Annotated in this window: 23 protein-coding genes; 4 read left to right on the top strand and 19 right to left on the bottom strand. The window is 70.4% G+C overall.

The features are described from left to right. Positions 1–122: 122 nt before the first annotated feature. The 19 genes from I3F54_RS15980 to I3F54_RS15890 all read right to left on the bottom strand — a co-directional run bounded on the left by I3F54_RS15980 (position 123) and on the right by I3F54_RS15890 (position 19,446). On the bottom strand, positions 123–1,004 hold the full coding sequence (locus tag I3F54_RS15980; RefSeq protein WP_374205929.1) for an ABC transporter permease: 882 nt from the start codon (positions 1,002–1,004) through the stop codon (positions 123–125). Further along, on the bottom strand, positions 1,001–2,113 hold the full coding sequence (locus I3F54_RS15975; protein ID WP_240119434.1) for an ATP-binding cassette domain-containing protein: 1,113 nt from the start codon (positions 2,111–2,113) through the stop codon (positions 1,001–1,003). Before I3F54_RS15975 ends, I3F54_RS15980 begins: the two co-directional genes overlap by 4 nt. A gap of 279 nt (positions 2,114–2,392) precedes the next feature. Then, positions 2,393–2,548: a VenA family class IV lanthipeptide gene (locus I3F54_RS15970; RefSeq protein WP_240119433.1), complete on the bottom strand. Its 156-nt coding sequence runs from the start codon at positions 2,546–2,548 to the stop codon at positions 2,393–2,395. Positions 2,549–2,593: 45 nt separating this feature from the next. After that, positions 2,594–5,266 (bottom strand): class IV lanthionine synthetase LanL, encoded by a 2,673-nt coding sequence (gene lanL / locus I3F54_RS15965; protein WP_240119431.1) that lies wholly within the window; start codon positions 5,264–5,266, stop codon positions 2,594–2,596. A gap of 887 nt (positions 5,267–6,153) precedes the next feature. Beyond that, the gene (locus tag I3F54_RS15960; RefSeq protein ID WP_240119430.1) at positions 6,154–7,113 is read right to left on the bottom strand and encodes a hypothetical protein; all 960 of its coding nucleotides are present in this window, start codon (positions 7,111–7,113) and stop codon (positions 6,154–6,156) included. After that, entirely contained in the window at positions 7,110–7,727 is a 618-nt protein-coding gene (locus I3F54_RS32390; protein ID WP_240119429.1) for a cytochrome b N-terminal domain-containing protein, read from the bottom strand. The genes I3F54_RS15960 and I3F54_RS32390 overlap by 4 nt, the downstream gene beginning before the upstream one ends. 65 nt (positions 7,728–7,792) lie before the next feature. Next, positions 7,793–7,966, bottom strand: coding sequence for a hypothetical protein (locus I3F54_RS15950; protein ID WP_240119428.1), 174 nt, complete (start codon positions 7,964–7,966; stop codon positions 7,793–7,795). Positions 7,967–8,236: 270 nt separating this feature from the next. Next, positions 8,237–8,974, bottom strand: coding sequence for a DUF6585 family protein (locus tag I3F54_RS15945; RefSeq protein ID WP_240119427.1), 738 nt, complete (start codon positions 8,972–8,974; stop codon positions 8,237–8,239). A 327-nt stretch (positions 8,975–9,301) separates the two neighbouring features. Next, complete coding sequence (locus tag I3F54_RS15940) at positions 9,302–10,093, bottom strand: ABC transporter permease (protein WP_240119426.1); 792 nt, start codon at positions 10,091–10,093, stop codon at positions 9,302–9,304. Continuing rightward, positions 10,090–11,082 carry an ATP-binding cassette domain-containing protein gene (locus I3F54_RS15935; RefSeq protein ID WP_240119425.1) on the bottom strand — a complete coding sequence of 331 codons (993 nt, stop codon included), beginning with the start codon at positions 11,080–11,082 and terminating at the stop codon, positions 10,090–10,092. Before I3F54_RS15935 ends, I3F54_RS15940 begins: the two co-directional genes overlap by 4 nt. Before the next feature lie 74 nt (positions 11,083–11,156). Further along, positions 11,157–11,999, bottom strand: a complete 843-nt coding sequence (locus I3F54_RS15930; RefSeq protein WP_240119424.1) for a DUF4097 family beta strand repeat-containing protein — start codon at positions 11,997–11,999, stop codon at positions 11,157–11,159. 213 nt (positions 12,000–12,212) lie between these two features. Beyond that, on the bottom strand, positions 12,213–12,725 hold the full coding sequence (locus tag I3F54_RS15925) for a toxin-antitoxin system HicB family antitoxin (RefSeq protein ID WP_240119423.1): 513 nt from the start codon (positions 12,723–12,725) through the stop codon (positions 12,213–12,215). A 779-nt stretch (positions 12,726–13,504) separates the two neighbouring features. Next, a complete protein-coding gene (locus tag I3F54_RS15920) occupies positions 13,505–14,665 on the bottom strand; it encodes an acyl-CoA dehydrogenase family protein (protein ID WP_240119422.1) in 1,161 nt (386 codons plus the stop codon). 23 nt (positions 14,666–14,688) lie between these two features. Further along, a complete protein-coding gene (locus I3F54_RS15915; protein ID WP_240119421.1) occupies positions 14,689–15,822 on the bottom strand; it encodes a zinc-binding dehydrogenase in 1,134 nt (377 codons plus the stop codon). A gap of 84 nt (positions 15,823–15,906) precedes the next feature. After that, on the bottom strand, positions 15,907–16,845 hold the full coding sequence (locus tag I3F54_RS15910) for a ketoacyl-ACP synthase III (protein ID WP_240119420.1): 939 nt from the start codon (positions 16,843–16,845) through the stop codon (positions 15,907–15,909). Then, on the bottom strand, positions 16,842–17,090 hold the full coding sequence (locus I3F54_RS15905; protein WP_240119419.1) for a phosphopantetheine-binding protein: 249 nt from the start codon (positions 17,088–17,090) through the stop codon (positions 16,842–16,844). The genes I3F54_RS15910 and I3F54_RS15905 overlap by 4 nt, the downstream gene beginning before the upstream one ends. Before the next feature lie 228 nt (positions 17,091–17,318). Beyond that, on the bottom strand, positions 17,319–17,567 hold the full coding sequence (locus I3F54_RS15900) for a lipoyl domain-containing protein (protein ID WP_240119418.1): 249 nt from the start codon (positions 17,565–17,567) through the stop codon (positions 17,319–17,321). Further along, positions 17,564–18,541 carry an alpha-ketoacid dehydrogenase subunit beta gene (locus I3F54_RS15895; RefSeq protein ID WP_240119417.1) on the bottom strand — a complete coding sequence of 326 codons (978 nt, stop codon included), beginning with the start codon at positions 18,539–18,541 and terminating at the stop codon, positions 17,564–17,566. The genes I3F54_RS15900 and I3F54_RS15895 overlap by 4 nt, the downstream gene beginning before the upstream one ends. Next, the gene (locus tag I3F54_RS15890) at positions 18,541–19,446 is read right to left on the bottom strand and encodes a thiamine pyrophosphate-dependent dehydrogenase E1 component subunit alpha (protein WP_240119416.1); all 906 of its coding nucleotides are present in this window, start codon (positions 19,444–19,446) and stop codon (positions 18,541–18,543) included. The genes I3F54_RS15895 and I3F54_RS15890 overlap by 1 nt, the downstream gene beginning before the upstream one ends. Positions 19,447–19,962: 516 nt before the next feature. On the opposite strand from I3F54_RS15890, the gene I3F54_RS15885 reads away from it, so the two are divergent. The 4 genes from I3F54_RS15885 (at position 19,963) to I3F54_RS15870 (ending at position 23,026) form a co-directional block, all read left to right on the top strand. After that, on the top strand, positions 19,963–20,178 hold the full coding sequence (locus I3F54_RS15885; RefSeq protein ID WP_240119414.1) for an MbtH family protein: 216 nt from the start codon (positions 19,963–19,965) through the stop codon (positions 20,176–20,178). A 273-nt stretch (positions 20,179–20,451) separates the two neighbouring features. Next, positions 20,452–21,093, top strand: a complete 642-nt coding sequence (locus tag I3F54_RS15880; protein ID WP_308373550.1) for an LmbU family transcriptional regulator — start codon at positions 20,452–20,454, stop codon at positions 21,091–21,093. 80 nt (positions 21,094–21,173) lie between these two features. Next, positions 21,174–22,757, top strand: coding sequence for an amino acid adenylation domain-containing protein (locus I3F54_RS15875; RefSeq protein WP_240119413.1), 1,584 nt, complete (start codon positions 21,174–21,176; stop codon positions 22,755–22,757). Positions 22,758–22,810: 53 nt separating this feature from the next. Continuing rightward, positions 22,811–23,026, top strand: a complete 216-nt coding sequence (locus tag I3F54_RS15870) for a phosphopantetheine-binding protein (RefSeq protein ID WP_240119412.1) — start codon at positions 22,811–22,813, stop codon at positions 23,024–23,026. The last annotated feature ends 94 nt before the right edge of the window (positions 23,027–23,120 follow it).

Raw genomic sequence — 23,120 nt, 5'->3', positions numbered from 1 at the left:
GTCCACCCCCGATCGTGCCATCGAGGTCGCCTGGCGTTCGGAAAGAGGGAGGCTCACTCAGGTGGAAAGGGCTCGTCACGCGATCACGAGTTGTGCTTCTCGGGATCGGCCCCGCATCTCGTTCACTCGGGGCGGCTGAAGCGGTGGGCGGCCCAGAGCAGGGCCACGGTGCCGCCGGCCATGAGAAGGGCGCCCTCGAGGAGCAGGGGAGGTTGCCGCCCGAACCACTCGATGCCCGCCACGGCTGCCCGGTCCGGAACCCGCAGCGCGATGGAACGGCGCAGCAGATCCACTCCGTAGGCGAGCGGATTGGCGCCGGCCAGTGCCTGGGCCCAGCCCGGCAGGTTCCTGAGCGGGAAGAATCCGCCGGAGAGGAACAGCAGGGGCATCATCACCAGGCCGAGGAGCATGTGGAACACCTCGGCCCGCCGGAGGCTCACGGCCAGCGCCAGGGCCAGGGCCGTGATGGTGAAGGAGGCCAGGATCATGCCGCCGAGGAGCGTCACCAGGAGGAGCGGGTCGTAGGGCAGGCCGACCGCACCGGCCAGGCCGAGCAGTACGGCACCCTGGACCGCGGCGACCACGGTGCCACCCGCGCAGTTCCCCAGGAGCAGGGTGGGCCGGCTGACCGGGGCCATCAGCAGCTCCCGCAGGTAGCCGCTCTGCCGGTCGGTGATCAGTCGGATACCGACCATGATGGCCGGCGTCTGCACCGTCATCATCAGCATGCCGGGGAAGAGGTAGGTCTGGTACCCGACGCCCAGCGAGGAGTCGGGGATCAGAGCGGCCAGACCGCCCCCCAGGATGAACAGGTAGAGCACCGGCTGGATCAGCATGAGGGCGGTGTGGGTGGGCTGAGCGAACAGGCGCAGCAGATCGCGGTGGACCAGGGCGTGGATCGCCCGCAGTTCACGGCGCAGATGGGTCAGCGGCTCACGAGCCGGGCTGCCGGAGGCTCCAGGAGGGTCAGAGGCGTTCGAAGTCTGAAGAGCGGGTGCGCTCACGGGCCCGTCTCCGTTTCTGCCGTGGCCCCGCCCGCGACGGGGGCGGCCGGTGTGCGGTCCGGTCGGGCGGTGTGGATGCTGCGGCCGGTGTGGTGGAAGAAGACGTCGTCGAGCGTCGGCGGGGTCGCCGTGGCCGCATGCACGGCGATGCCGTGGGCTTCCAGCGCCGCGCACAGGCGGGGAATCCAGGCGCTGCCGTCCGGCACCCGCAGGCAGACGCCGTCCTCGTCCACGGTGACGACCGCGCCCGGTGGCGCGATCCGGCGCACGACCTGTCGCGCGGCCGCGTCGTCGCCGGTGCGCAACGCCACCCGGTCGTCTCCGATGGCGGCCTTCAGCGCGTGGGGCGTGCCCTGTGCCACGCGTCGCCCGTCGTCGATGATGGCGAGGCGGTCGCAGTGCTCCGCCTCCTCCAGATAGTGGGTGGTGACGAAGAGCGTGCTGCCGTGCCGGTCGCGCAGCGCGCGCAGGTGATCCCAGACCTGCGCACGGGCATGGGGATCGAGTCCGGTGGTCGGCTCGTCCAGGAACAGCACCTGGGGCGCGTGCAGCAGGCCACGGGCGAGCTCCAGTCGGCGCCGCATGCCGCCGGACAGGGTGCGGACCGGAGAGCGCCGCCGGTCGGCCAGTCCGACCATGTCCAGCGTCTCCGTGGTGCGCAGACGGGCGAGCCGGCGGCGCATTCCGTACAGCCGCGCGTGGATGTGCAGGTTCTGCTCGGCTGTCAGGTCCGGGTCCAGGGCGCTGTGCTGGAAGAGCATCCCGACCCGCCGCCGTACCTGCTCCGGACGGCTGAGCACATCGGCGCCCGCCACGGTGGCCTGTCCGGCGGTAGGGCGGGCCAGGGCGCACAGCAGGGCGATGGTGGTGGACTTCCCGGCACCGTTGGGGCCGAGGAAGGCGAAGGCCTCGCCCTGGAACACGTCCAGGTCCAGGCCTCGAACGGCGTGCGTGGCGGTTCCGTCCGGGCCCGTGTAGGTCTTGACCAGACCGCGCGTGCTGATGGCGTACGCCGGATCGGTCGCGGAGTGCGTGGCGTTCGGGTTCGTGAGGGCGGCGGTCAGGACGGATGCCTGGGCCGGAGCGTCGTCACCGGCGGGTGGCTGCATGGTCGGGTCCTCGTCTACGAGGTGGTCGTCCGCGGACACGGGCGCGCACGGGCGGGGCGAGAGGCGTGGCACGGGCCGGCCGCAGCGGTACGGCCGGCCCGTGCCCGGAGTCGGTGACACGCGCGCCGGCCCCGAGCGCAGTCGGGGCCGGGCTCGATGCGCGGCCGTCCGCCCCGGTGCTCGGGGTGCGAGGCGAGGCGGTGGAGGGCCGCGCGGGACATGAGGTCGCTCCGGCCGGTGACTGCCCGGGGCAGTCACCGGCCGGAGGACACTGCCTGTCTAGGCGCAGCTCACGCCCACGCAGACGGTGTTGAGGAGGGTCAGCAGGCCGACGCACTCGCACGTCGAGGCGAACGGTGCTCCGTCGATGCCGACCGGGTCGGTCTCCGGAAGGGCGTGCAGGTGGGCCAGCAGCTCGAGAGCCTGGTTCTCCATGACATTCTCCTTCTCTGTGAGGTGGCGACAGGGGTTCCCTGCCGCTCAAACCGGCCGCTGGACCATCCAGTGCCGGTCGTCGGTGTGTCGGATCCGCAGGAGGAACGCGAGGATTCCTGCGGATCCGTCGCTCCAGCTCGTCGAGACGTCCCCGTATTCGTTGGGGAAGACGACGTGGCTGTCGCGGTGGGCCCGTTCGGAGACGACGAGACGGGCCAGGCCCTCGGCCATGGCACGGTAGGCGGGGTCCCCCGTCGCCTCGGCCATGTCGAGGAGGAAGTCGCCGTTCCCCGCCAGCCCGTGGCACTGGGTGAGGGCTGCGCGGGAGGCGCGTTCCACGACGGCGTGCGCAGCGCCGCGGGCGAGATCGCCGAACCGGGCGTCGCCGGTGGCCTGCCACAGGCGGACCAGGAAGGAACCGATGCCCGCCGAACCGTGGCACCAGTACGGGGCCGTGGGCACGTCCGTGGCCTGGGCAGGCCACTGGGCCGCCTCGCCGACCGTCACGGCGTTGGCCACCAGGTGCTCTCCCGCCGCCACGGCCAGCTCCATGTGGTCCCGGCGCTTCGACACGGCCGCCGCGGCGAGCAGGAAGCAGCCTATGCCGGCCGTTCCGTGCGCGAAGCCCAGATACCGCTTGCCGGCCTCCTCGGAAACGGCTTCCGCGGGAACCGGCCAGCTCACGCCGGGCGGGTCCTGCTCTGCGGCTGCGGCCAGCCGGTCGGCCGCGTCGACGACCAGCCCGGCGAAGCGCGGGTCGCCGGTACGGTTGAACAGGTGGGCGGCGGCGAGTCCACTGCCCGCCGAGCCGTGGGTGATGTCGTGACTGGGCGTCCGCTCCTGCGGGGCCAGAGCCAGAGCCACCGCGTGGTCCATGAGCGCGCGGTCGGCGACGGCACGTCCGGCGTCGTACAGCGCCCAGGCGGTTCCCCGGCCGCCGAAGTGCAGGCCGGGACGGACGGAGTGGGCGTCGGTACGGGCCGCGATCCAGTGGCCCGCGGTCGAGATCGGCTCCGGCAGGCGCGGGTCGCCGGTGAGTTCGAAGTACCGCGTCAGGACCGCCAGGACACCGGCCGCGCCCTGCTGCACGGTGCAGGGGCCGGTCTCGCCGGCCTTGGTGGACACGGGCCACAACCGCCGGTCGTCGCTCGGTGTCATCGAATCGACGAGGTGGTCCACGATCCCCGCCACCGCGCCGTTCATCGCGTCGTCCGGCTCGCCCCGGCGCGCCGACCCGGTGGCGGGGTACCCCGCCCGCGCCGTGTCCGTCGTGCGCAGGGCCGCACGCGCTCTGGCGGGGTCCCAGCGCTGGGCGGGATCGTCCTTCATCAGCCCGAGGATCATCTCCCGCAGGCCGTCCGGCAGCACCAGCGAGTCGGCACAGGCGTCCAGCCAGGCGGCGAACCTCTGCTCGTCGGTCCTGGTGGTGGGCTCCTCGGCCAGCAGGTTCGGCACCTTCCCAGCCAGCACGAAGCACACGGTGGCACCGAGGCTGTAGTAGTCGGCGGTCGGGGAGACGGGTGCGTCCACCAGACGCTCGGGGGCGCTGAAGCCCGGGGTTCCCACACGGGTCGGCAGCGGGACGTCGTCCTCCAGGACGGCGAGCTCCAGGTCGATCAGGCGCAGTTCACCGTCCGGGCGGACCATGACGTTGCCAGGAGTGAAGTCCCTCAGCACGCAGCCGCGGGCGTGGGCCGCTGCGACCAGCTCCACCAGACGTCCGACCTGAGCCAGCGCGTCGGCGCGGTACCGCTCGCTCCCGACGTCGCGGAAGCGCTCGGCGACCCAGGTGCGCAGGGGCACGCCCGGGATCTCCTCCTGGGCCAGGAACAGGTGCCCGGCGTGCTCGAACATCGCAAGCGGCTCCGGCGCCAGTTTCGTGCCCTTGAGCTTGTCCAGCGCCCGGGCCTCGGCGCGCAGCCAGTCGCGCACGTCGCAGCCGGAGGTGTCGGCCTCCACGTGCGGCCGCGCCTCCTTGATCACCACGGGTGCACCCGTGGTGACGTCCGTACCCCGGTAGACGCCCCCCTTGTTCGTGTGCCGGATCGCCTCCCGTACCGAGAAACGGCCTCCGATCACCACCGGGCGGCTCGCGGCCTTCTCCGTCCGCGGTGGCACCGGTACCGACGCGGGGAAGGGGCTGACCGCCCAAGGGGGCGGGGAGTACTGCCCGGTGCGCTTGTCCTCCACGGGATTGCCGTCGGGGTCCTCGATGAACCACACGAGCAGGCCCTCGTCCGACAGCCGGCGCCGGCCGACGAAGGCGCCGTAGCGGTAGTGCACGAGGCTGTGCGCGGCGTACGGCTGGTCGGACAGGATCCGCGGGCCGGTCAGGCCCGTCGTGGCCCTGTGCAGTTGCTGCGCGATCCGGGCCGCGTCGGCGTCGGAGCGCGGGTACACGGTGATGAACTTGCCCGAGTTTCCCCGCGGGGTGGCACGGGAATTGAGCGCGCTCACCTGTTCGAGCGACCGGGCGAACTTGAATGCCGCCTCCTCCCGCAACAGCACGCCCAGGGCCTTCGTGAGGACGTCCGGCGCGGAGGCGGCCGTCGCCGACACATGCAGCTTCCAGCCCTGTTCGCGCTGAGCCGCGGACCGCGGCGTAAGGCGGCACCACATCTCGTCCGTGTCGGCCGTCCAGCGCTCGCCCGTGCCTGTGGCCTGCAGCGCCTGGCCGAGGACGTCCTCAAGATCGGCTTCGGGTGCGTGACTCGTCATGCGTGTCCCTCTCAACGGTGAAGACCGCCGGCTGGAATATGCCTTCGCCAATTGAAAGTACAACGTGCCTCCGGAGAACGTCACTTGATTCAGCTGGGCGCACTGTGTCGTTGCAGCGAAAAATGACGTAGTCCGGCGTGAATAGAGGCGCACAGGCATTGCCGAGACGGAATTGTCCTTCTTGTTCGACGGCAGAAGCGCCTGTAATTCGGAAGGGTGATCGGCCCGAGTTGATTTGTTCCGAATCTCGCAGAGTCTGGTGATTCTCATTCAGGAGGGCCTTGGTGACACGCTGGTCCCAACTGCCACAGTAGTGGGTCTGTCAAACGAGGGTTGAAATTGGGGTTGCCGGCTACTCGCGGGGCGCCGAGTGGCGGTTGTCGAAGATGATGTCAGAAGGTTTCAGCGCGGTCTTCCGGCGCATCGCGCAACGGGCCCGCCCCTTGCCGGTGGGATATCGCGACGCAATCGTCCTGCGGGCGCATTCCGACGCGACCTGCCCGTCCGGGAGGTTTCCGCGATAGGTGACCGCTCTCCGGATCCGGCGCAGACCGACTCGAGCGCATGGGGGGTGCTGGCGATACGCCGGATACCGGCGGCGAACCACGGAAACGGAGCGAACTCCTCCTATTTGTTCTCCCGTTGTTTCGCGATCTTCGGGCACCCGTCCCGGTCATCGGCGAAATCCCCGAACCGGTTGGTGCGGCTTCCCCGGATACCCGCGGTTCGTCTCGGGATGGTGTGTCCACCGGCCGTGGACGGTGGACGATGCGTCGATTTGGCTGCTGGTGGCCCGGACGGCCGCAGGGCAGAGGGAGGACGAACGGGGCTCCGTGCTGCCGGGGACGGGCCCTGATCCGCGGTCGTGGCGTGGCGGGCCCGTATCGTCAGTGACGCCGTGCCGTTCGGCGCGAGCGGTAGTAGTCGCGCCAGACGAGCCGGTGGACACGACTCCATCGTGGGATCGATCTGATGCCCGGGATGAACGGGACCAGGATGAACACGAGGGTGAGCAGTGCCATCAGGCCCCAGACCAGGGCGTCGGCGTTGCCGGAGCTGCTGAACGGTTCGATCTGGTACCACAGCGTGTACAGCCAGAGCCAGGGCTGGCCCGGGTAGTTGCCGGTCTCGTTCATCATCCCCCACTGGTCACCGGCCAGGTGCCGGGCCCGGGCCTGGTCTTCGAGGTACGAGCCGTCCCCCAGGAACAGCAGTGGTCTGGTGTAGTCCGTCTGGTAGAAATGGCCGGCGGCCAGCAGTTCGCCGTCGAGTGCCCCCGCCTGCGCGAGTTCCAGCAGTCGGGAGGTGAGCACCGGGACGGGGCCGTAGTCACCGGGCGGGACGTCGGCCGGGTCGCCTCCGGCCCTGTCGAGCGCTTCGGCGTAGGCGGTGGCCCATTGCCGTCGACGTCCGGCGGGTGCATCGCGCCAAGTGGCCAGCCCGTCGGAGACGGAAGCAGGCTCCGGCGCAGCGGTGAGCGGGCGGAGCACGAAGTCGCGTGCCGTGTTGATCGGGATGGTCACCCCGGCCGCGCGTTGGAGGCTCACCGGACCGATCTTCTGTTCGGCACCGGGGGTGGAGGTGTACGGGGGGCCGTACTGTGCGGTGCCACTGGTGGCGGCCAGTTCGGCGACGGCGGTTGCGGCGAAGTCGTCGGGCGCGCTCCTCGCCCAACGGGCCAGGGTGATCGGGCTTTCGTCGGGTGAGGAGAAGAGCGCCGCGAGGCCGACCGTCAGCACGACGGCCGCCGCCAGGGCGATGGTGAACTCCTTGACCAAGTCGTACGGCCGCCGGGGGAAGGAGTCGGGGCCGGGCACCGGTTCGCGGCCGGTCCCTCGTCCTCTCATGCGGGCTCCCGCGACCTGCCGGTGCCGGGCACCGCTTCGGCTGTGGCGGCTCCGATGGGCGGCACCACGCCGCGCAGGCGCACCAGGAGGATGTGCCAGACCGCGAGGGCGACCACGGCCAAGGGCAGCAGCACGATGTGCCACATGAACATCTGGCCGAAGTCCAGTACGTTGAACCAGGCACCGATGCCCACCGAGTTCAGGCCGTCCTTGGCCTGGTCCGCGATCCACTGCGAGTCGAAGTTCTGCTGCACCAGGTAGCCGGTGAAGGCGGCCCCGATGGAGGCAAGGAAGACGACGGCTCCGGTGACCCACGTCAGTGCCCGACGACCGCGCCATGCGGCCATGAAGAACTTGCCCCACAGGTGGACGACCATGAAGAACATGAACAGTTCGACACTCCACAGGTGAAGACTGTTGACGTACCTGCCCGTGCCCGAGTCGTGCCACCACGCGGGCCCGAAGAGCGCCAGAACGCATCCGGTGACGACGACCACCACCAGGCTGGACAGCGTGAGGACCCCGAACACGTAGATCCAGGAAGCCACGTACTCCGGCTGAGTGGTGGGGAGCAGCTTGTCCGGCGGCACCGCGCGCACGGCACGCCGCCGCACGGCGCCGGTCCATCCTCCCGTGCGCCCACCGTCCGAGCTGTCCGGCCGGTCTTCTGCCGTGCCGCTCATCGCCGCTGCCGACCGCGAGGGAAGGGCAGGAGCAGCGCCAGCACGAAAACGATCAGCATGAGAACGATGACCACGGCGTTCGCCGCCGAGATCTGCAGCACACCCCAGTGGATGTAGTACCCGGTACCACCAAGATCCACGGGCGCCGCCAGCGGGTGTCCTGGATGCATCGGTCCGTCCGTCACCGCAGCCATCGCCCCTTCTCGGTAAAGCCGTCGTCCTACCGAGTACTACCAGCGGAATGGTGTCCACGCCCGCCGCGGCTCCGCCATCCGGCAGAGGCCACGCCGTTTGGCGGACGTCGTGATGCGGCGGCGCCTACCGCGACCACTCGGGCAGGTGGCCGCGGCGTAGGCCCTGCCGCGGTAGCGGCTCGTCCCCGCGACCGCCCGGAGGCCGGTTGGAACAGGTCCCTCACCTGCCGTGGGGCGCGAGGGAAGTCAGCGGACGGCCGCGTCCGCCGAACGGCGGAGGTGGTCCACCAGGGCGAGGAAGAGGACGAAGTTGGGGATGGTCTTCACCGGCTTGCTCGACCAGGAAAGCCACTTGCCGGACTTCCGCAGCGCCACCACGCCGTTGTCGACACGCACATCCTCGATCTCCGCCCAGGCCACGGCACCGCGCTTGGGTGTCGCGATACCGCCCCGGTTGAGGGAGATGTCGCCGAAGACGAGCTGCTGGTCCTCGTCCAGCATCCGGAGCATGCCCGGCAGCTGGGCCGAGGCGATCTCCTGTTGGATGAACGGGCCCCATGTGCCGGGTTCGGCGTAGAAGTCGGTGATCTTCCGGACCGTTCCATCCTTCTTGTGCAAGGTGTACCGGTACGTCGTGGAGGTGTGGAAGCCGTTGACATACGTCTCGGTGATCTCCTGCAGCGCCATCATCGAGTCCCAGCGGAACGCGGCCAGCTCCCCCTTGCGGTCGATTTCGACCAACCCGTGTTCGAAGAAGTGCAGCCGCCGGGCGGCGGCCTTGCGGGAGAAGTTGGGGGTCTGAAGCGCAACCCAGACGAACCAGGCAGCGGGCAGTACGAAGAGGAACAGCCCGACGATCACCATGAACATCAGGTTGCAGATCATCGCTGCACTCAGCCGCTTCGGCAGGACCGTGCCGCGGTGCCGACCGAGGCCCTCGGCCGCGGCGAGGTCCACCACGTCGTGGCGTATCGGGTCATCCATGGGGGTCGCTTCACTCTCGGAAGGATGGGAACGGGCCCCGACACTGTCGTCGCCCCGGACGCGCGAAGCGTACCGGACGAAGATCAGCTGGCTGGTCCGGCTGACAGCCCCGGACGCCTCGCATCGGTCGGTATGCCCGGCGCACCCCGATCGCGGACAGTTGCTCCCCCGCTCCGCGGACGGCCCTGAGGCTCGGCTGCGCTGGTCAGCCGGTACGACTCGCGGAGGCTGGACACAGCCTCGGCCACCGCACCTCCGCCGGCCACGAGGCACCCTCGCGGCCCTTCACTCCGGAGCGGTTCTTGCCGCGGAGCGTGGCCGTCCCGGTTACCTCGGGTCGCGGTTGAAGAGCGCCCTCGACCAGAAGTAGCCGAGGACGGAGAGAGCCACGCACCAGGCGACCGCGAGCCATCCGTTGTGGCCGATCCCGGTGCCCAGAAGCAGGCCGCGCAGGGTTTCGATGGCGGGGGTGAACGGCTGGTACTTGGCGATCGGCTGGAACCAGCCCGGCATCGTATCGGCCGGGATGAAGGCGGTCGAGATGAGCGGCAGGAGGATCAACGGCATGGCCATGTTGCTGGCCGCCTCGGCGTTCGGGCTGGCCAGTCCCATGCCGACCGCGATCCAGGTGAGCGCCAGGGCGAACATGGCCAGCAGCCCGAACGCCGCCAGCCATTCCAGAGCCGTGGCGTCCGTGGACCGGAAGCCGATGGCCACGGCGACGGCACCGACGAGGATCAGGCTGGCGAGCACCTGCATCACGCTGCCGACCACATGCCCGATGAGCACCGAGCCGCGGTGGACCGCCATCGTGCGGAACCGGGCGATGATGCCCTCGGCCATGTCGGTGGAGACGGACACCGCGGCCCCGATCACGGTGCTGCCGATGGTCATCAGCAGGATCCCGGGAACGATGTAGGCGATGTACTGGGAGCGGTCGGCATGGCCACCGCCGATGCCCGCGCTCATCACGTCGCCGAAGATGTAGACGAACAGCAGCAGCATCATGATCGGCGTGAGCAGCAGGTTCAGGGTGAGCGAGGGATAGCGCCGGGCGTGCAGGAGGTTGCGGCGCAGCATCGTGGAGGAGTCGCGTACGGCGAGGGAGAGGGCGCTCATCGGGCAGTCTCCTTGTGCTGGTCGGTGCCGCCGGTCAGGGCGAAGAAGACGTCGTCGAGGTCGGGGGTGTGCACGGCGAGCTCGTCCGCCTCGATGCCGGCGGAGTCCAGCCAGTCGAGGACGGAGCGCAGCTCGCGCTGGCTGCCGTCGCTGGGGATGCGCAGGGCCAGCGCCTCGTCGTCGCGGTTGACCTCGCGCAGCGCGGCGGCGGCGGCCTGGTATGCCGCCGGGTCGGTGAAGCGGAGCCGGATGTGCCCGCCGGGGATGCGTCGCTTGAGTTCCTCGGCGCTTCCCTGGGCGGCGATCTTGCCGTTGTTGAGGACGGCGATGTGGTCGGCGAGTTCGTCGGCCTCCTCCAGGTACTGCGTGGTGAGGAAGACGGTGACGCCGTCGGAGACCAGCTCGCGGACGATCTGCCACATGCTGTGGCGGGAGCGGGGGTCGAGGCCGGTGGTGGGCTCGTCGAGGAAGATGATCCGAGGGTTGCCCACCAGCGTCATCGCCAGGTCCAGGCGGCGCTTCATGCCGCCGGAGTAGGTGGAGGCGGGCTTCTTCGCGGCCTCGGTGAGGTCGAAGCGCTCCAGCAGTCCGGCGGCGGCCCGCCGTCCCTCCTGCTTGGAGAGGTGTTGCAGGTCCGCCATGAGAAGCATGTTCTCCTCGCCCGTGATCAGGCCGTCGATGGCGGAGAACTGCCCGGTGACGCCGATCGCGGCGCGCACGGCCTGCGGGGCGGTGGTCACGTCGTGGCCGCCGACGCGCAGCTCACCGGCGTCGGCGGTGATGAGCGTGGAGAGGATCTTCACGGCGGTGGTCTTGCCGGCGCCGTTCGGCCCGAGCAGCGCGAACACGGACCCGGTCGGGATGTGCAGGTCGATGCCGTCGAGGACGGTCTTGTCGCCGAACGACTTGCGCAGCCCGACGGCGGAAATGGCGACCGGGGGCGGCGTGCCCTCACCCTTCCTGGATGAGGGCATGACAGAAGAAGCCATGGGAACCCTTCCTTCTTGAGGCTGAAGTGACGTGGGCTTGAGGCTGAAGTGGCGCGGGGTGAGCGGGTGGGGGTTCAGGCCCGGGCTCGGCGGATGTCGATGTTGCCCCAGTTGGACCGTGCGTGGACGCTGACGGTCTCCTCGGTCTGCTCCGGGGTGTCGGTCGTGGCCAGCGTGTTGCGCACCTGTCCGCGCTTGGAGGCGACGTCGAGCCAGGCAGCGGTGCCCTCGCGGATGCCCACCTCGATGGGGCCGTTGGCGGTCTCCAGGTGGACACTGCCGCGGGCAACGTCCGCGACGCGGAGGTGGCCGTTGGTGGTGGTGCCGGTGACCGACGCCTCGGCGCGCGCGATGTCCACGCCGCCGTTGACGCCGTTCACCCGCAACTCGCCGGTCACGGCATCGACGGTGGTACTGCCGTGCGCGTTCTTGAGGACGGCGGGGCCGTCCACGAGGCCGACGCGCAGGTTGCCGGAGTTGGTGGTGATCTCGGCCGTGCCCTCGACCCGGTTCACGGTGATCGAGCCGTGGGAGGCGCTCAGCTGGAGCGGCCCGGTCGTGTCGAGACGCACGTCACCGGAGGTGGTCTTCAGGCGGACGTCGCCCAGCCGGCCCTCGCCGAGCACCTGGGCCCCCGCACCGGAGACGTCGATGTTCGAGCCCGTGGGCAGTTCCACCGTCACGTCGACGGTGCCGGAGCGCCCGATGAGGTTGGCCTTGGGGGTCCTGACGGTCAGTGCGCCGCTCGCGTAGGCGACCTCGGTCCGCTCGGCCGCCCGCGCGTCCTCGTCGTGCTTCGGGTCGCGGGGCTCCACCTTGACGACGGTGCTGGTGCGGTCGCCCGTGGTGAAGAGGATGGAACCGGAGTACACGTGTGCCGTGACCGAAATCGCTTCGGGAGTGTCGAAAGAAGGCATGGCTGTACCGTCCTCGTGGCTCGTTGGTCCGTCCCTGGGGTGGGACGTGGTGCGGAGTGGTGCGGGAGTGGACGCGACCGGTGCCGCGGCGGGTGACGTTCGCCCGTCAAGAAGCGGCGTCCGGTGCGGCGGGTGGGGGGACCGCCCACGCCCCTGGGGCGGCGGGGGAGCGTGCCGGGCGTCGCGACGCGGTGAACGTCGCCCGTCGCGGCACTAGCGCACCCAGCCCGTGAGGCTCTGTCCGACCGTGCGTGTCTTCTCCGTCGTGCGCGGCCGGGAGTCCCCCTCGACCGCGGTCGACACGGCCCGGACCAGCCAGGTGTTGACCGACAGTCCCTCGCGTTTCGCGGCCTCCTCGGCGCGTGTCTTGAGGTGGGCCGGCAGGCGCAGGTTGATGCGGGCGGGGCCGCCTCCTTCGCTGTCGGCCGGCATCTGCGTCACGGGAGGTTCGACGGCCTCGACGGGCTCTGCGGGGTCGTCGGTGGGCGGTGGTGTCACGACGAAGGTGGGTTCCAGCCCGCGCAGCCGTACGTCGACCGACCCGGGAGCGAGCTCGCGAGTGATCTCGTCCATCGCCGCCGAGAGGACATTGAGCATGGTCAGACGGGTCGCCGACTCCAGAGGAGCAGTGAGCCGCTCTGCCACCTTGCGTGCGTCTTCCCCTCCGGCTTCGGCGGCCACCGCGAGTTCGCGCCGGAGGGTGTCGACATACGGGGTGAGGTCCATGCCGCCATGATGGCACCACTATGGCGCTGTCTGCAAGCTTAAATGGCGCCATCTGGGAATCCGGCTTGAAATGGCGTAGTCGCCGCGACGGTGGAAAGGAGAGGGCAGCCATGGTGGCGCCGCTCGCGCTCGCACTCCCTCCTGTATCGGGAACACGCCGGATGGCATCGTGTGGCACCCCATGGCATCACCTGGCACCCCATGGCATCACGTATGTCACCCGATGACATCGGAGCTGCGCGGCCGGACGCTCTCTCCGTCGGCGTCTTGTCCGGCGGCGGGCAGAGGGGTCGGCATCGCCCTGTGGCGGCACCCCGGTGCACGCACGCAGGAGTGAGCGTGGTGGCGGGACGTGAGCGGGTGAGGTCTGCCGCCGGTCATGGGTGCGCGGGGAGGCGGAAGCAAGCGTGCCCCGGGGAACGGAGCGAGCATGACCTCGGGAGGTGCCCCCTCCGCAGGAGAGCCCGCGAGCCGCGGGAGAGGGAGCGCGACCCCGAAGACGGCGGCGGCACGTCCGGGGTGCTCGTCAGCGCCGCTACAGCGTGAGGAGACGGTGCGCCGCGCCGGCGCCGTCCGTGGACCGCAAGCGGGCGGCACGCGTCAGGCGGAACCCTGCCCTGGCAGAGGTGCGGCCAGGCCGGCGGGCCGTGCGCCGCGCTCGCACCGGCCCGGGGCGCGTCCGTGACGTCGTTCCTTGCCGCTGCCGGTCCGCTGTGCCGGTGAGCGCCGGCCCGTGCACCACCGGCCCCGCTCCCACCGGCCGCGTGACCTCCCGCTCCTCACCGCCGTTTCCGGGCGGGAACCACGTAGCGGGCGTACATGAGGTCACGTACGACGTCTTCGCCGCCTTCGACAACGGCGACGAAACGCATGTCACGGACCAGTTTTCCGATCGGGTGGTCCTGCGTGTAGCCGAGACCGCCGAACAGTTCGGAGCCGGTCGAGGCCACCTCCCAGCCCGCCTGGCCGCAGAAGAGCTTGGCGGCCAGTGCGGAGCGGAGCGTGCCGACCCGGTGCAGACCGGTTCCGCCACGCGCGGACGTGATCAGGAGGTGGTCGAACTCGCCCGCGGCCGCCCGGCACTGGTTGCGCATGACGTCGATCAGCGTCTCCATCTGCCCGAGCTTTCCGGCGAATACGGCGTTCTCGGTGAGCGGGGCACCCTTGAGGCGTTTCACGGCCGCGTACTCCATCGACAGGTCCCTGACGCGCCTGGCGATTCCCACCGCGCAGGCCGCGATCAGGATGCGGCTCGCGTTCAGGCCCGCCTCGAGGATGCGCAGCCCGCCGCCGTCGAGGCGGCTGGCGGAGGGGACGGCGCAGTCGTCGAGGCGTACGCGGTACGTGCCGGTGCCCCGGACGCCGAGCAGGTCCCAGCGCTTGACGATCTCGACTCCGGGAGTGTCACGGGGTATCGCGACGACGGCGAAGTCCGCGGTGTCGTCGGCCGAGCGGGCGAGCACCAGCAGCAGTCCGGCCGTGTCGGTGTTGGTGGAGAAGTACTTGTCGCCGTTGAGCACCAGCCGGTCTCCTTCCGTGCGGAAGGTGGTGGTGATCCTGACCAGCTCGCTGCCGGCCTCCTCCTCACTGCCGAGTACGGCGATCCGACCGCCTTCGGCCGCCAGCGCTTCCAGCGCCGGGCGGGCCAGCTCCTCGGTGCCGAAGTGCTGGAGCATGATGCCGCCCAGGACGGGCAGGAAGGCACCGAACGCGAAACCGGCGTCGCCGTAGGCCAGTTCGGACACGATGTCGACGCTCTCCGTCAAGGAGACACCCAGTCCTCCGTACTGCACCGGCACCCACCAGTTGGCGAGGCCGAGGTCGTGCAGCCGGGACGCCTCGACCGTAGGCTGTTCCGGCAGCTCGTCGAAGTGCGTGTCCTTCCCGGCCAGCTCGTTCGCGGTGAAGTCCCGTATGCGCTTGAGCAGCTCCGCTGTCATGGCACCCTTCTTCTTCGGGCCGGTCAGACCGGGTTCACGCGGTACATGGGGAAGTACGAGGTGATCCTGCCGTTCGCGTAGTCGTCGGCCAGTTCGGGCACGCGGTCGAAGTCGTAGACGACGTCCGACCCCTTCGGCGCTATCCAGCCCTCGGCCTCCTGGAAGTCCCGGATGGCCGGTGATTCCTGCAACTGCCAGACGTGCGTGTTCACATGGATGTGCCGGCTGATGGACTCGGCACCCCGCAGATGGGTCAGGCGCATCCCCGCCTTCCAGCCGCACGTGGTGACGACCCCCGCGCGGGCCAGCGCCGTCAGGGTGACGTCGTACAGGGGCTGACCGATGTTGTCCACGAAGATCGCGACTCCGCGCCCGTCGCTGAGTTCGTTGACGAGGCCCAGGAACTCCTTGACCGACGTCCGCCGCCGCTGGTGTCTCTCCCGGTCCCCGCGTTCCTCCCGGGCGGGCAGGGACAGGTCGGGGAACAGCCGGCGGTCCACCGGGGTGATCCCGTTCTCTCGCAGCAAGGCGACACGTTCGTCCGAGCCCGCCGTCATCGCCACCCGGAACCCGGCCCGCTTGGCCAGCATCAGCTCGGCGAAGGCCACGCCGCCGCCCCACCCGAACACCAGGTGGTTCGCCGGGTCGTCGTCGGCCACCTGCGTCCGCCAGCACCCGTACGCCTTGTGCCAGTTGTCCCAGGCGGTGAAGTACCGACCGTACGTGGCCCACTGGGGCAGCGAGTACGCCGTGCCGTCAGGGACGGGCAGGAGCACCCGCACGTGCATCTTCGACTGCTTGGCCAGCAGGCCGATGGTGTGGGGGGCGTCATAGGCGTAGGCGAGTTCGGCGTAGCCGAAGCGGTCGAGCTTGCCGAACGGCATCAGCATGCACAGGTCCCCTTCGCGGACCCGGACGTCACGGCTGCCCGCATTCACCTTGAGCACGCGGACCACGCCCATGTTGCCGACGACCACCGTGTCCTCACCACGGCTGCTGCACACGTCGATCGGTGAACGGGCCAGCGCGTGATCGACGTTGGCCTCCCAGGAGCCGAGGATCGGCTCCACCAGGGCCTCACCCTCGTCCAGCGGGCCGAAGGTGAACGGACCGCGCCGCAGCGCGTTGCCGGGGCTGCCCTCGTGAGGGCCGGTCACTGCGCCGGAGCGCAGGACCCAGGCGTCGGGCGAGTAGATGACAACCTCCCGTGATCGAATGGGTTTTCGGGGTGTCCGGCGTGATCAGAGGGCCGTGGCGCTCGGCACCCGGTAGTCCACCGCCACCCCGCCCCACGCCTCACCGGCGCCGTAGGCCACGGCCCCGAGCCGGCCCGCGGCGGGGAGGGAACCGGCGTTCATCTCCTCGGCGAACGCCAGTGGGATGGAGGCGGACGACGTGTTGCCGAGGTGCTCGATCCGATTCACGAAGGGCACGCCGAGATCGGTGGTGAAGCCGCGGACCTGCTCCAGGATGCGGCCGTTGGCCTGGTGGCCGACCAGGACGGTCGGCGCGGGGTCGTGTTCGAAGAGGAACCGCGCCGACTCCGACATCCTGTGCACGGCCCGGTCGTACACCTGCAGGCCGTCCAGGTGGATGCCGCCCTCGTCGGTCTCCCGCATGAGCGCCTCCCGGGAGCCGTCGCAGCCGGCGATCTGGCGGAAGCCCGCGAACTCCGTGCGGTCTTCCAGCAGCACGGCCGCGGAGCCGTCGGCGAAGATGCACGCCGTCTGCCGGTCCGTGCGGTCCACGAGCCGGGACATGGCCTCCACCGAGCACACCAGGACCGACCGTGCCTGTCCCGCCTCGCAGAGCGAGAGCCCGGTGACCAGCCCGTAGACGAAGCCGCAGCAGGCCGCGTTCATGTCGAGGGCCAGCACATCGGCGCCGAGACCGGCGCGTTGTGCGACCTTCTGCGCGATGCCCGGGACGCGCTGCCGCACCGAGGTGCTGACGACGACCAGGGCGCCGATCGAGGAGGGGTCCTCCATCCGGGTCACGATCGGCGCGCACGCCTCCGCGGCGACGTCCGCCAACGGTGTTCCGTCCGGCAGCCAGGAGCGGGACGCGATGCCGCTGCGGCGTCGTATCCACTCGTCCGTGAGGCCGATCGACGCGAAGTCGTCGTTGGCGACCCTCCGGCCGGGCTTCGCCGTGGCGACATCGACGATGCCCGCACTCATTCCCCGCTCGCCAGTTTCAGGAAGTAGCTGCTGAAGTCGTCCAGGAAGGCGAAGCCCGAGGTCTCCTGGAGGTCGCCCTTGACCTGGAGTTCGCGCTCCAGCCGCTGGTGCAGCTCGACCAGGTCGAGGGAGTCGAGGTCGAGGTCGGCGACCGGCCGGGTGAGGTCGTCGGGGCCCAACGACGGGTCGCGCTCACGCAGTTTGGCCAGCATCGCGTCCCTGATGCGGCTCTCCATGTCGCTCATGTTCCTTCTCCGTTCACGGGATCAAGGGGACTGGATCTCGGGTCTCGGGCGGGGGAACACCCCCTGGTGCCGCAACAGGCGACGTTCGCCCCGTCGCGGCGCCCGGCACGCACTCCCGCCGCACCGGCCGAAAGCCCGAGTACGCCCAGTACGAGGACTTCCGGCCGGCACGCCGGGAGCACGCACCGGACGCCGCTCCCTGACGGGCGAACGGTGCCCGCCGCGGCACTAGCCGCTCGCCAACTGGTACAGAGGGTCACCGGTCTTCAGGACCGTGCCGGCCGTCGCGGAGTGGGCCGTGACCCGTCCGGCGCGCTCCGCCACGATCTCCGTGCTGGCCTTGTCGGTCTCGATGACCGCGATGACGTCCCCGCGTTCGACCAGGTCGCCGACGGCGGCGACCCACTCGATCAGCAGGGCTTCGCCGAGACCGTGCCCGAAGCCGGGCACCCGCATGTCCACCGGGGAGTGGGTCACTTCGTCATCACCAGCACCTCGTCCTTGATCTCCTGCACACCGATCAGGTAGTCCTTCTCGAAGTCCGCCGGGGGGTAGGCGCGACGGGCCGGCGCCAGCCGGCGGACCGGGCGCCGGAGCGCGCCGAATCCGTGCTCGGACACCGACGCCGCGATCTCGGCACCGATGCCGACGTCCTTCGACCCCTCGTGCACGATCAGCAGCCGCCCGGTGCGGGCGACGGACTCCAGCACGGTGTCCATGTCGATCGGGGCCACCCAGCGCAGGTCCACCACCTCGACGTCGACACCGGGGCTGAGCGCGTGCGCCGCCTCCAGTACCTCGTGGGTGACCGCGCCGAACGTGGCGATCGTCAGATCCGTGCCGCGCCGCGCCACCCGGGCCCCGGTCGGTGACCGTGCGGGCTCCGGGTCCCGCGGGGGCGTGCTCCTCCGCCAGTACAGGCGGATCGGCTCGTACACCACCACGGGCGAGCCGAGCCCTACCGCGTACCGCAGGATCTGGTCGGCGTCCTCACCCGTGGACGGGCACGCCACCGAGATCCCCGGGACACGGGCGAACAGCGCCTCGTTGGATTCGCTGTGGTGCTCGACGCCCCGGATGCCGCCGCCGCTCGGGATGCGCACCACCAGGCTCGGGCTGACCCGCCCGTTCCATCGTTCGCCGATCCGGGCCGCCTGGGTCACCAACTGGTTCACCGCGGGATAGGTGAACCCGTCGAACTGGATCTCGCAGACCGGCACCAGCCCACTCATCGCCAGGCCGACCGCCTGGCCGACGATCGTGGACTCGGCGAGGAGCGAGTCACGCACCCGGTCCGCACCGAAGCGGTCCCGCAGTCCCCGGGTCACCCGGAAGACGCCCCCGAGGCGTCCGATGTCCTCGCCGAGCAGCAGCAAGGCCGGGTCCTGCTCCAGGAGATCGGCGAGGGTGGCGTTGATCGCCTCCGCCAGGGGCACCGACGTGGTGCTCATCACGCGTACTCCTTCATCAACCGCTCGCGCAGTTCACGGACTTCCGCCTCGACGGCGTCGAACCACGCGGTGTCCACCAGGCCCAGAGCGCTCAACCGGGCCGCGTAGGCGGCCACCGGGTCCGCCGCCCTGGCCCGTGCGATGTCGTCGCGGCTGCGGTACACCTCCTGGGCGTCGGAGGTCGAGTGACCGTGCATGCGTTCCACCTGGATCTCCACGAGATGGGGAGCCCGCTCCGCGCGGATCCGGGCAGCGGCCCGTGAGCAGGTGGAGAAGACGGTCTCCGGGTCCCGGCCCGGTATCCGGTGGGACTCGATGCCGAAGCCCCGGGCACGCTCGGCCAACGAGGTGCGCATCTGCTCCCGGGACGGTTTCGAGATGGCCCAGCCGTTGTTCTGGCAGACGAACAGCACGGACGCCGACTCGACGGCGGCGAGGTTCATCGCCTCCGACATGTCGCCCTCGCTGGTGGCGCCGTCGCCTACGTACACGACGACGAACTCCTCCCGGCCCTGCAACCGCTGCCCGATCGAGTAGCCGACGCCGTGCAGCGTCTGCGCGGCCAGGACCAGTGTGTAGGGGAAGAACCGGAGCCTGCGCGGGTCCCATCCGCAGAACGTCCGGCCACCCCACTGCGCGACCAGTTCGGCCGGTGTCACGCCGCGCAGGAGGGCGACCGCGTGCTCGCGGTAGCTGGGAAAGACCGTCGGGGCCGGACCGACCGCGAGGGCGGAGCCCACCTGCGCGGCCTCCTGCCCCTGGCAGGACAGCCAGAGGTCCAGCGCCCCCTGCTTCTGGAGCTGCCGGGCCTCCTCGTCGACGCCCCTCGCCACCAGCATGTGGCGCAACAGCGACCGTCGTGTGTCGTCGTCTGGATCTGTCGCGTACTCGGATTCTGACTTCAAGACCGATCACCAGTCGTAGGTCCGTCGATGAGCTTTCTGCCGTCGTGCCCCGCGGAACACACCGAAGGGCCTTTTCCGAAGGGGAATCGCACGGTGTGGGCCGAACGCGGATTACAGGTGGTAGGGGAAACTGATGCGCTGGTGCTCAGACGCAGGTGGCGACGCGGGCCGGCGCCCGTCCGGCCCGGCTCGGCAACCGGGGCGGAAGCGCGAAAGGGCAGAGGGTCCGCCCGGTCCCGTCGCCCGCCGCTGGGCCACTGGTCGGTCATGGTGGCACAAGAACCCCGGTGGGACACAGGTGCGGGCGGACGACCGGGAGGTCAGCGTCCTGCCACCCTTGTGGCGGTCGGCGGCCCGGATCTAAGTTGGCGTCGACGTTCCAGGGGCGCTGCGGATGCCGGGATGTCCTGTCGACGGGACGACGCCCATCGGTGAACCCGTCCCTGATCCTTTTCCTCGAACTCGGCCTGGCGTTCTTCCCTGCCGGGTCACCCCGCGACGTGTGAGGACGGTGGCATGAGCACGAACCCTTTCGATGACGAGGACGGCCGCTTTTGCGTGGTGGTCAACGACGAGGAACAGCACTCCCTGTGGCCGGTGTTCATCGAGGTTCCGGCGGGCTGGCGGGTGGTCCTCGGCGAGGCGTCCCGGTCCGAGTGCCTGGAGTACGTCGAGCGGAACTGGACCGACCTGCGCCCGAGGAGTCTGCGCGAGGCGATGGCGGAGGGCTGAAGGCCGGTCGGACGCCGGAGACGTCACGGCCCACGGCCCGTGGCGGGTGACCCGGATCGGTCCGACGGCACGCACCTGCCCGCCACATGAACCGGGGGAACCCCGGTGGAGGGCGCCGCGGGCCCGTGCTGCCCGACGTCGCCCGCACGGTGCACACCCAGGCAAGGACTCCGGTGGGGAGATGAATGTGGTGAGGGGCGTCCTGTGAGAACGGTGAGCCGGTACACGGCGGGGCCGGCGGGAGCCGGAGACGAGCCCGCGCAGCCTGAAGCGGTGCTGTCCTTCGTCGGGAGACAAGCCACGCTCCGCAAGACGGGGATGACCTTCCCCCAGGGTCTGCCGGAGCGGTCCTGGGAGCGGATCGGGACCGGTCTGCGTGAGCTCACGAACTCCTCGGCGTGGTGGCTCGGCGACTGGCTGGTCTTCGGAGCGACCAGCTACGGGGCGCGGCGCTACCGGGAGGCGGTCGAGCGAACGGGACTCGACTACCAGACACTGCGCAACTACGCATGGGTGGCCCGGCGGTTCGAACACCACCGCAGGCGGGACAGCCTCAGCTTCGCCCACCACGCCGAGGTGACCAGCCTGTCGCCGCCGGAGCAGGACTACTGGCTGCGCGAGGCCGACCGGCGCAAGTGGTCGCGCAACGAGCTCCGCAGGGCGGTCCGCGCCGGACTGGCCGAGCAGCGCGGTACGGGCGGCGCCGTTCCGGGCGGCGGCGAAGAGCGCCAGGAGGTTCCCCCACCGGCCGGGCCGGCGGGCGCCGGCGAGCGGCGCAGGAAGGTCACCACGCTCACCATCGAACTGTCCGCCAGCCAGCTGGACTACTACTCGCAGGTGGCCGCCGCGCAGGGCCTGCCCGTGGAGAGGTGGGTGACCCGGATGCTCGACGCCGCCGGCCGGCGCACCGCCTAGAGGCGCCGGCCAAGGCCCCATCCCCGGCGGCGTGCCGGCGGCTCGACCGACCGGGCGCCCTCTCACATCGGAGCCAGCTGATGATCCTTCAGGGCAAGCGGGTCGACCTGCCCCCGGCGCCCGTCGTCCACCGGCGGTTCGAGGCGTACGCGGACGCCACCCCGGACGCCGTCGCCGTCTTCCATGCCGGCCGGCGGATGACGTACGCGGAGCTGAACGCGGAGGCGAACCGGTTCGCGCACTTCCTCCTCGCTCGTGGAGCGCGCGGTGCGAAGGTCGGTGTCTGCCTCGACTACTCGATCGACATGCTCGTCGCCATCCTCGGCACGTTGAAGGCGGGTGCGGCCTACGTGCCACTCGACCCGGCCTACCCGTCGGCGAGACTCCGGCTGCTGCTGGGCCGGATCCCCGGCCTGGCGCTGATCGTGGCGTCCCCCGCGACGGTCGCGCTGGTCGAGCCGGCGCCGGCCGAGGTCGTCGACCTCCGGCAGCTGTCCGGCCGGCTGGCCGGCCACCCGGTGACCCGGCCCGACGTCCCCGTCACCGGGGACGACATCTGCTACGCGGTCTTCACCTCCGGGTCGACCGGGACGCCGAAGCTGACCGCGGCGCGGCACGAGGGCTGGTTCAACCTGTTGAACTGGCTGACGGTCGAGTACCGCCTGCACCGTGGGTCGCACCACCTGGTGGTCAGCGCGTTCGGGTTCGACCTCTCCCAGCGCGCCCTGATGACGCCGTTGTTCTGCGGCGCCACCCAGTACCTCATGGCGAGCCGGAACTTCGACGCCCTGATGGCCCACCGCATGCTGACCGAGCACGAGATACGCGTGGTGCACTGCGCCTCCAGCACGCTGTACCTGCTGGTGGACTGGGAGACCGCGCGGGGCGGCGACGCGCTCGCCCGGCTCGACTACGTGCTGTTCGGCGGGGAGGCGCTGAGGCCCGAACGGCTCACGGACTGGGCGCGGCGCGAGGACAACAGGTGCACCCTCCTGCACCAGTACGGCGTCGCCGAGTGCACGGACGTCGCCACGTCGTACGACCTCGCCGACCACTGGCCCGGCCCGGAGGGGATCGCACCGGTCGGCAGGCCGGCCTACAACACCGACATCCACCTCCTCGACGAACAACTGCGCGGTGTCGGGGCGGGGGAGTACGGCGAGATCTGCATCGCCGGAGCCGGCGTCGGCGCGGGCTACCTCGGCTCCTCCGGCCCGGAGAACGAGAGGTTCACGACGATCGACGTCGGCGGGGAGCCGCTCAGGCTGTACCGCACGGGCGACCGCGGCTATGTGACCGAGGCAGGCGAACTCGTCGTCGCCGGCCGGATGGACGCGCAGGTGAAAGTGCGGGGCATGCGCATCGACCCCACCGACGTCGAGCGCGCGCTCGGCAGGCTGGCGGGGGTCCGGGAGGCCGCCGTGGCGGTCAGGTACACCGAGGCCGGAGAAGCCGAGCTGACGGCGTTCATCGTCCCGGCGTCGGACGACCTCGCCGAGAACGACGTGCGCGGCGGCCTGCTGAGGACGCTGCCGCGGAACATGGTTCCGGCCAGGTTCGTGAACGTCCCGCGCATTCCATTGAGCCCGCACGGGAAGATCGACCGCGCGGCGCTGGTGGATGCAATCGAGAACCAGTACACCGACAGCAACACGGCGGCATAGTCCACGGAGACCTTGCTGAAGAACCAGAGAGGACTGTCGTGATCGCCGACAGCGTGCACGCCATTTGGTGCCGGGAGTTGCAGCGCGATGACATATCGGCCGACGACGACTTCTTCGTCCTGGGCGGCCAGTCTCTGATCATGGTCAGGATTCAGGGCGCCTACATGGAGGAACTGGGTGTCGAGGTCCCGATGGACCAGATGTTCCTCAACCCGACGGTGGCGTTGATCTCCGCGTACATCGAATCCTCGGGTGCGGTGGCCTCGTAGCGTCGGGCCGGGTCGCCGCCCCGGTCCGTATTCGTCCGGCCTTCCTTTCCGGGACGGTCCGGATGGCCGGCACCACATGCGTGCTCGGCGCCGG

Source organism: Streptomyces sp. MUM 2J (assembly GCF_022414535.1).
GTDB lineage: Bacteria > Actinomycetota > Actinomycetes > Streptomycetales > Streptomycetaceae > Streptomyces.
Note: the sequence above shows the minus strand (reverse complement) of the source record. Positions and strands in the feature narration are given on the sequence as shown.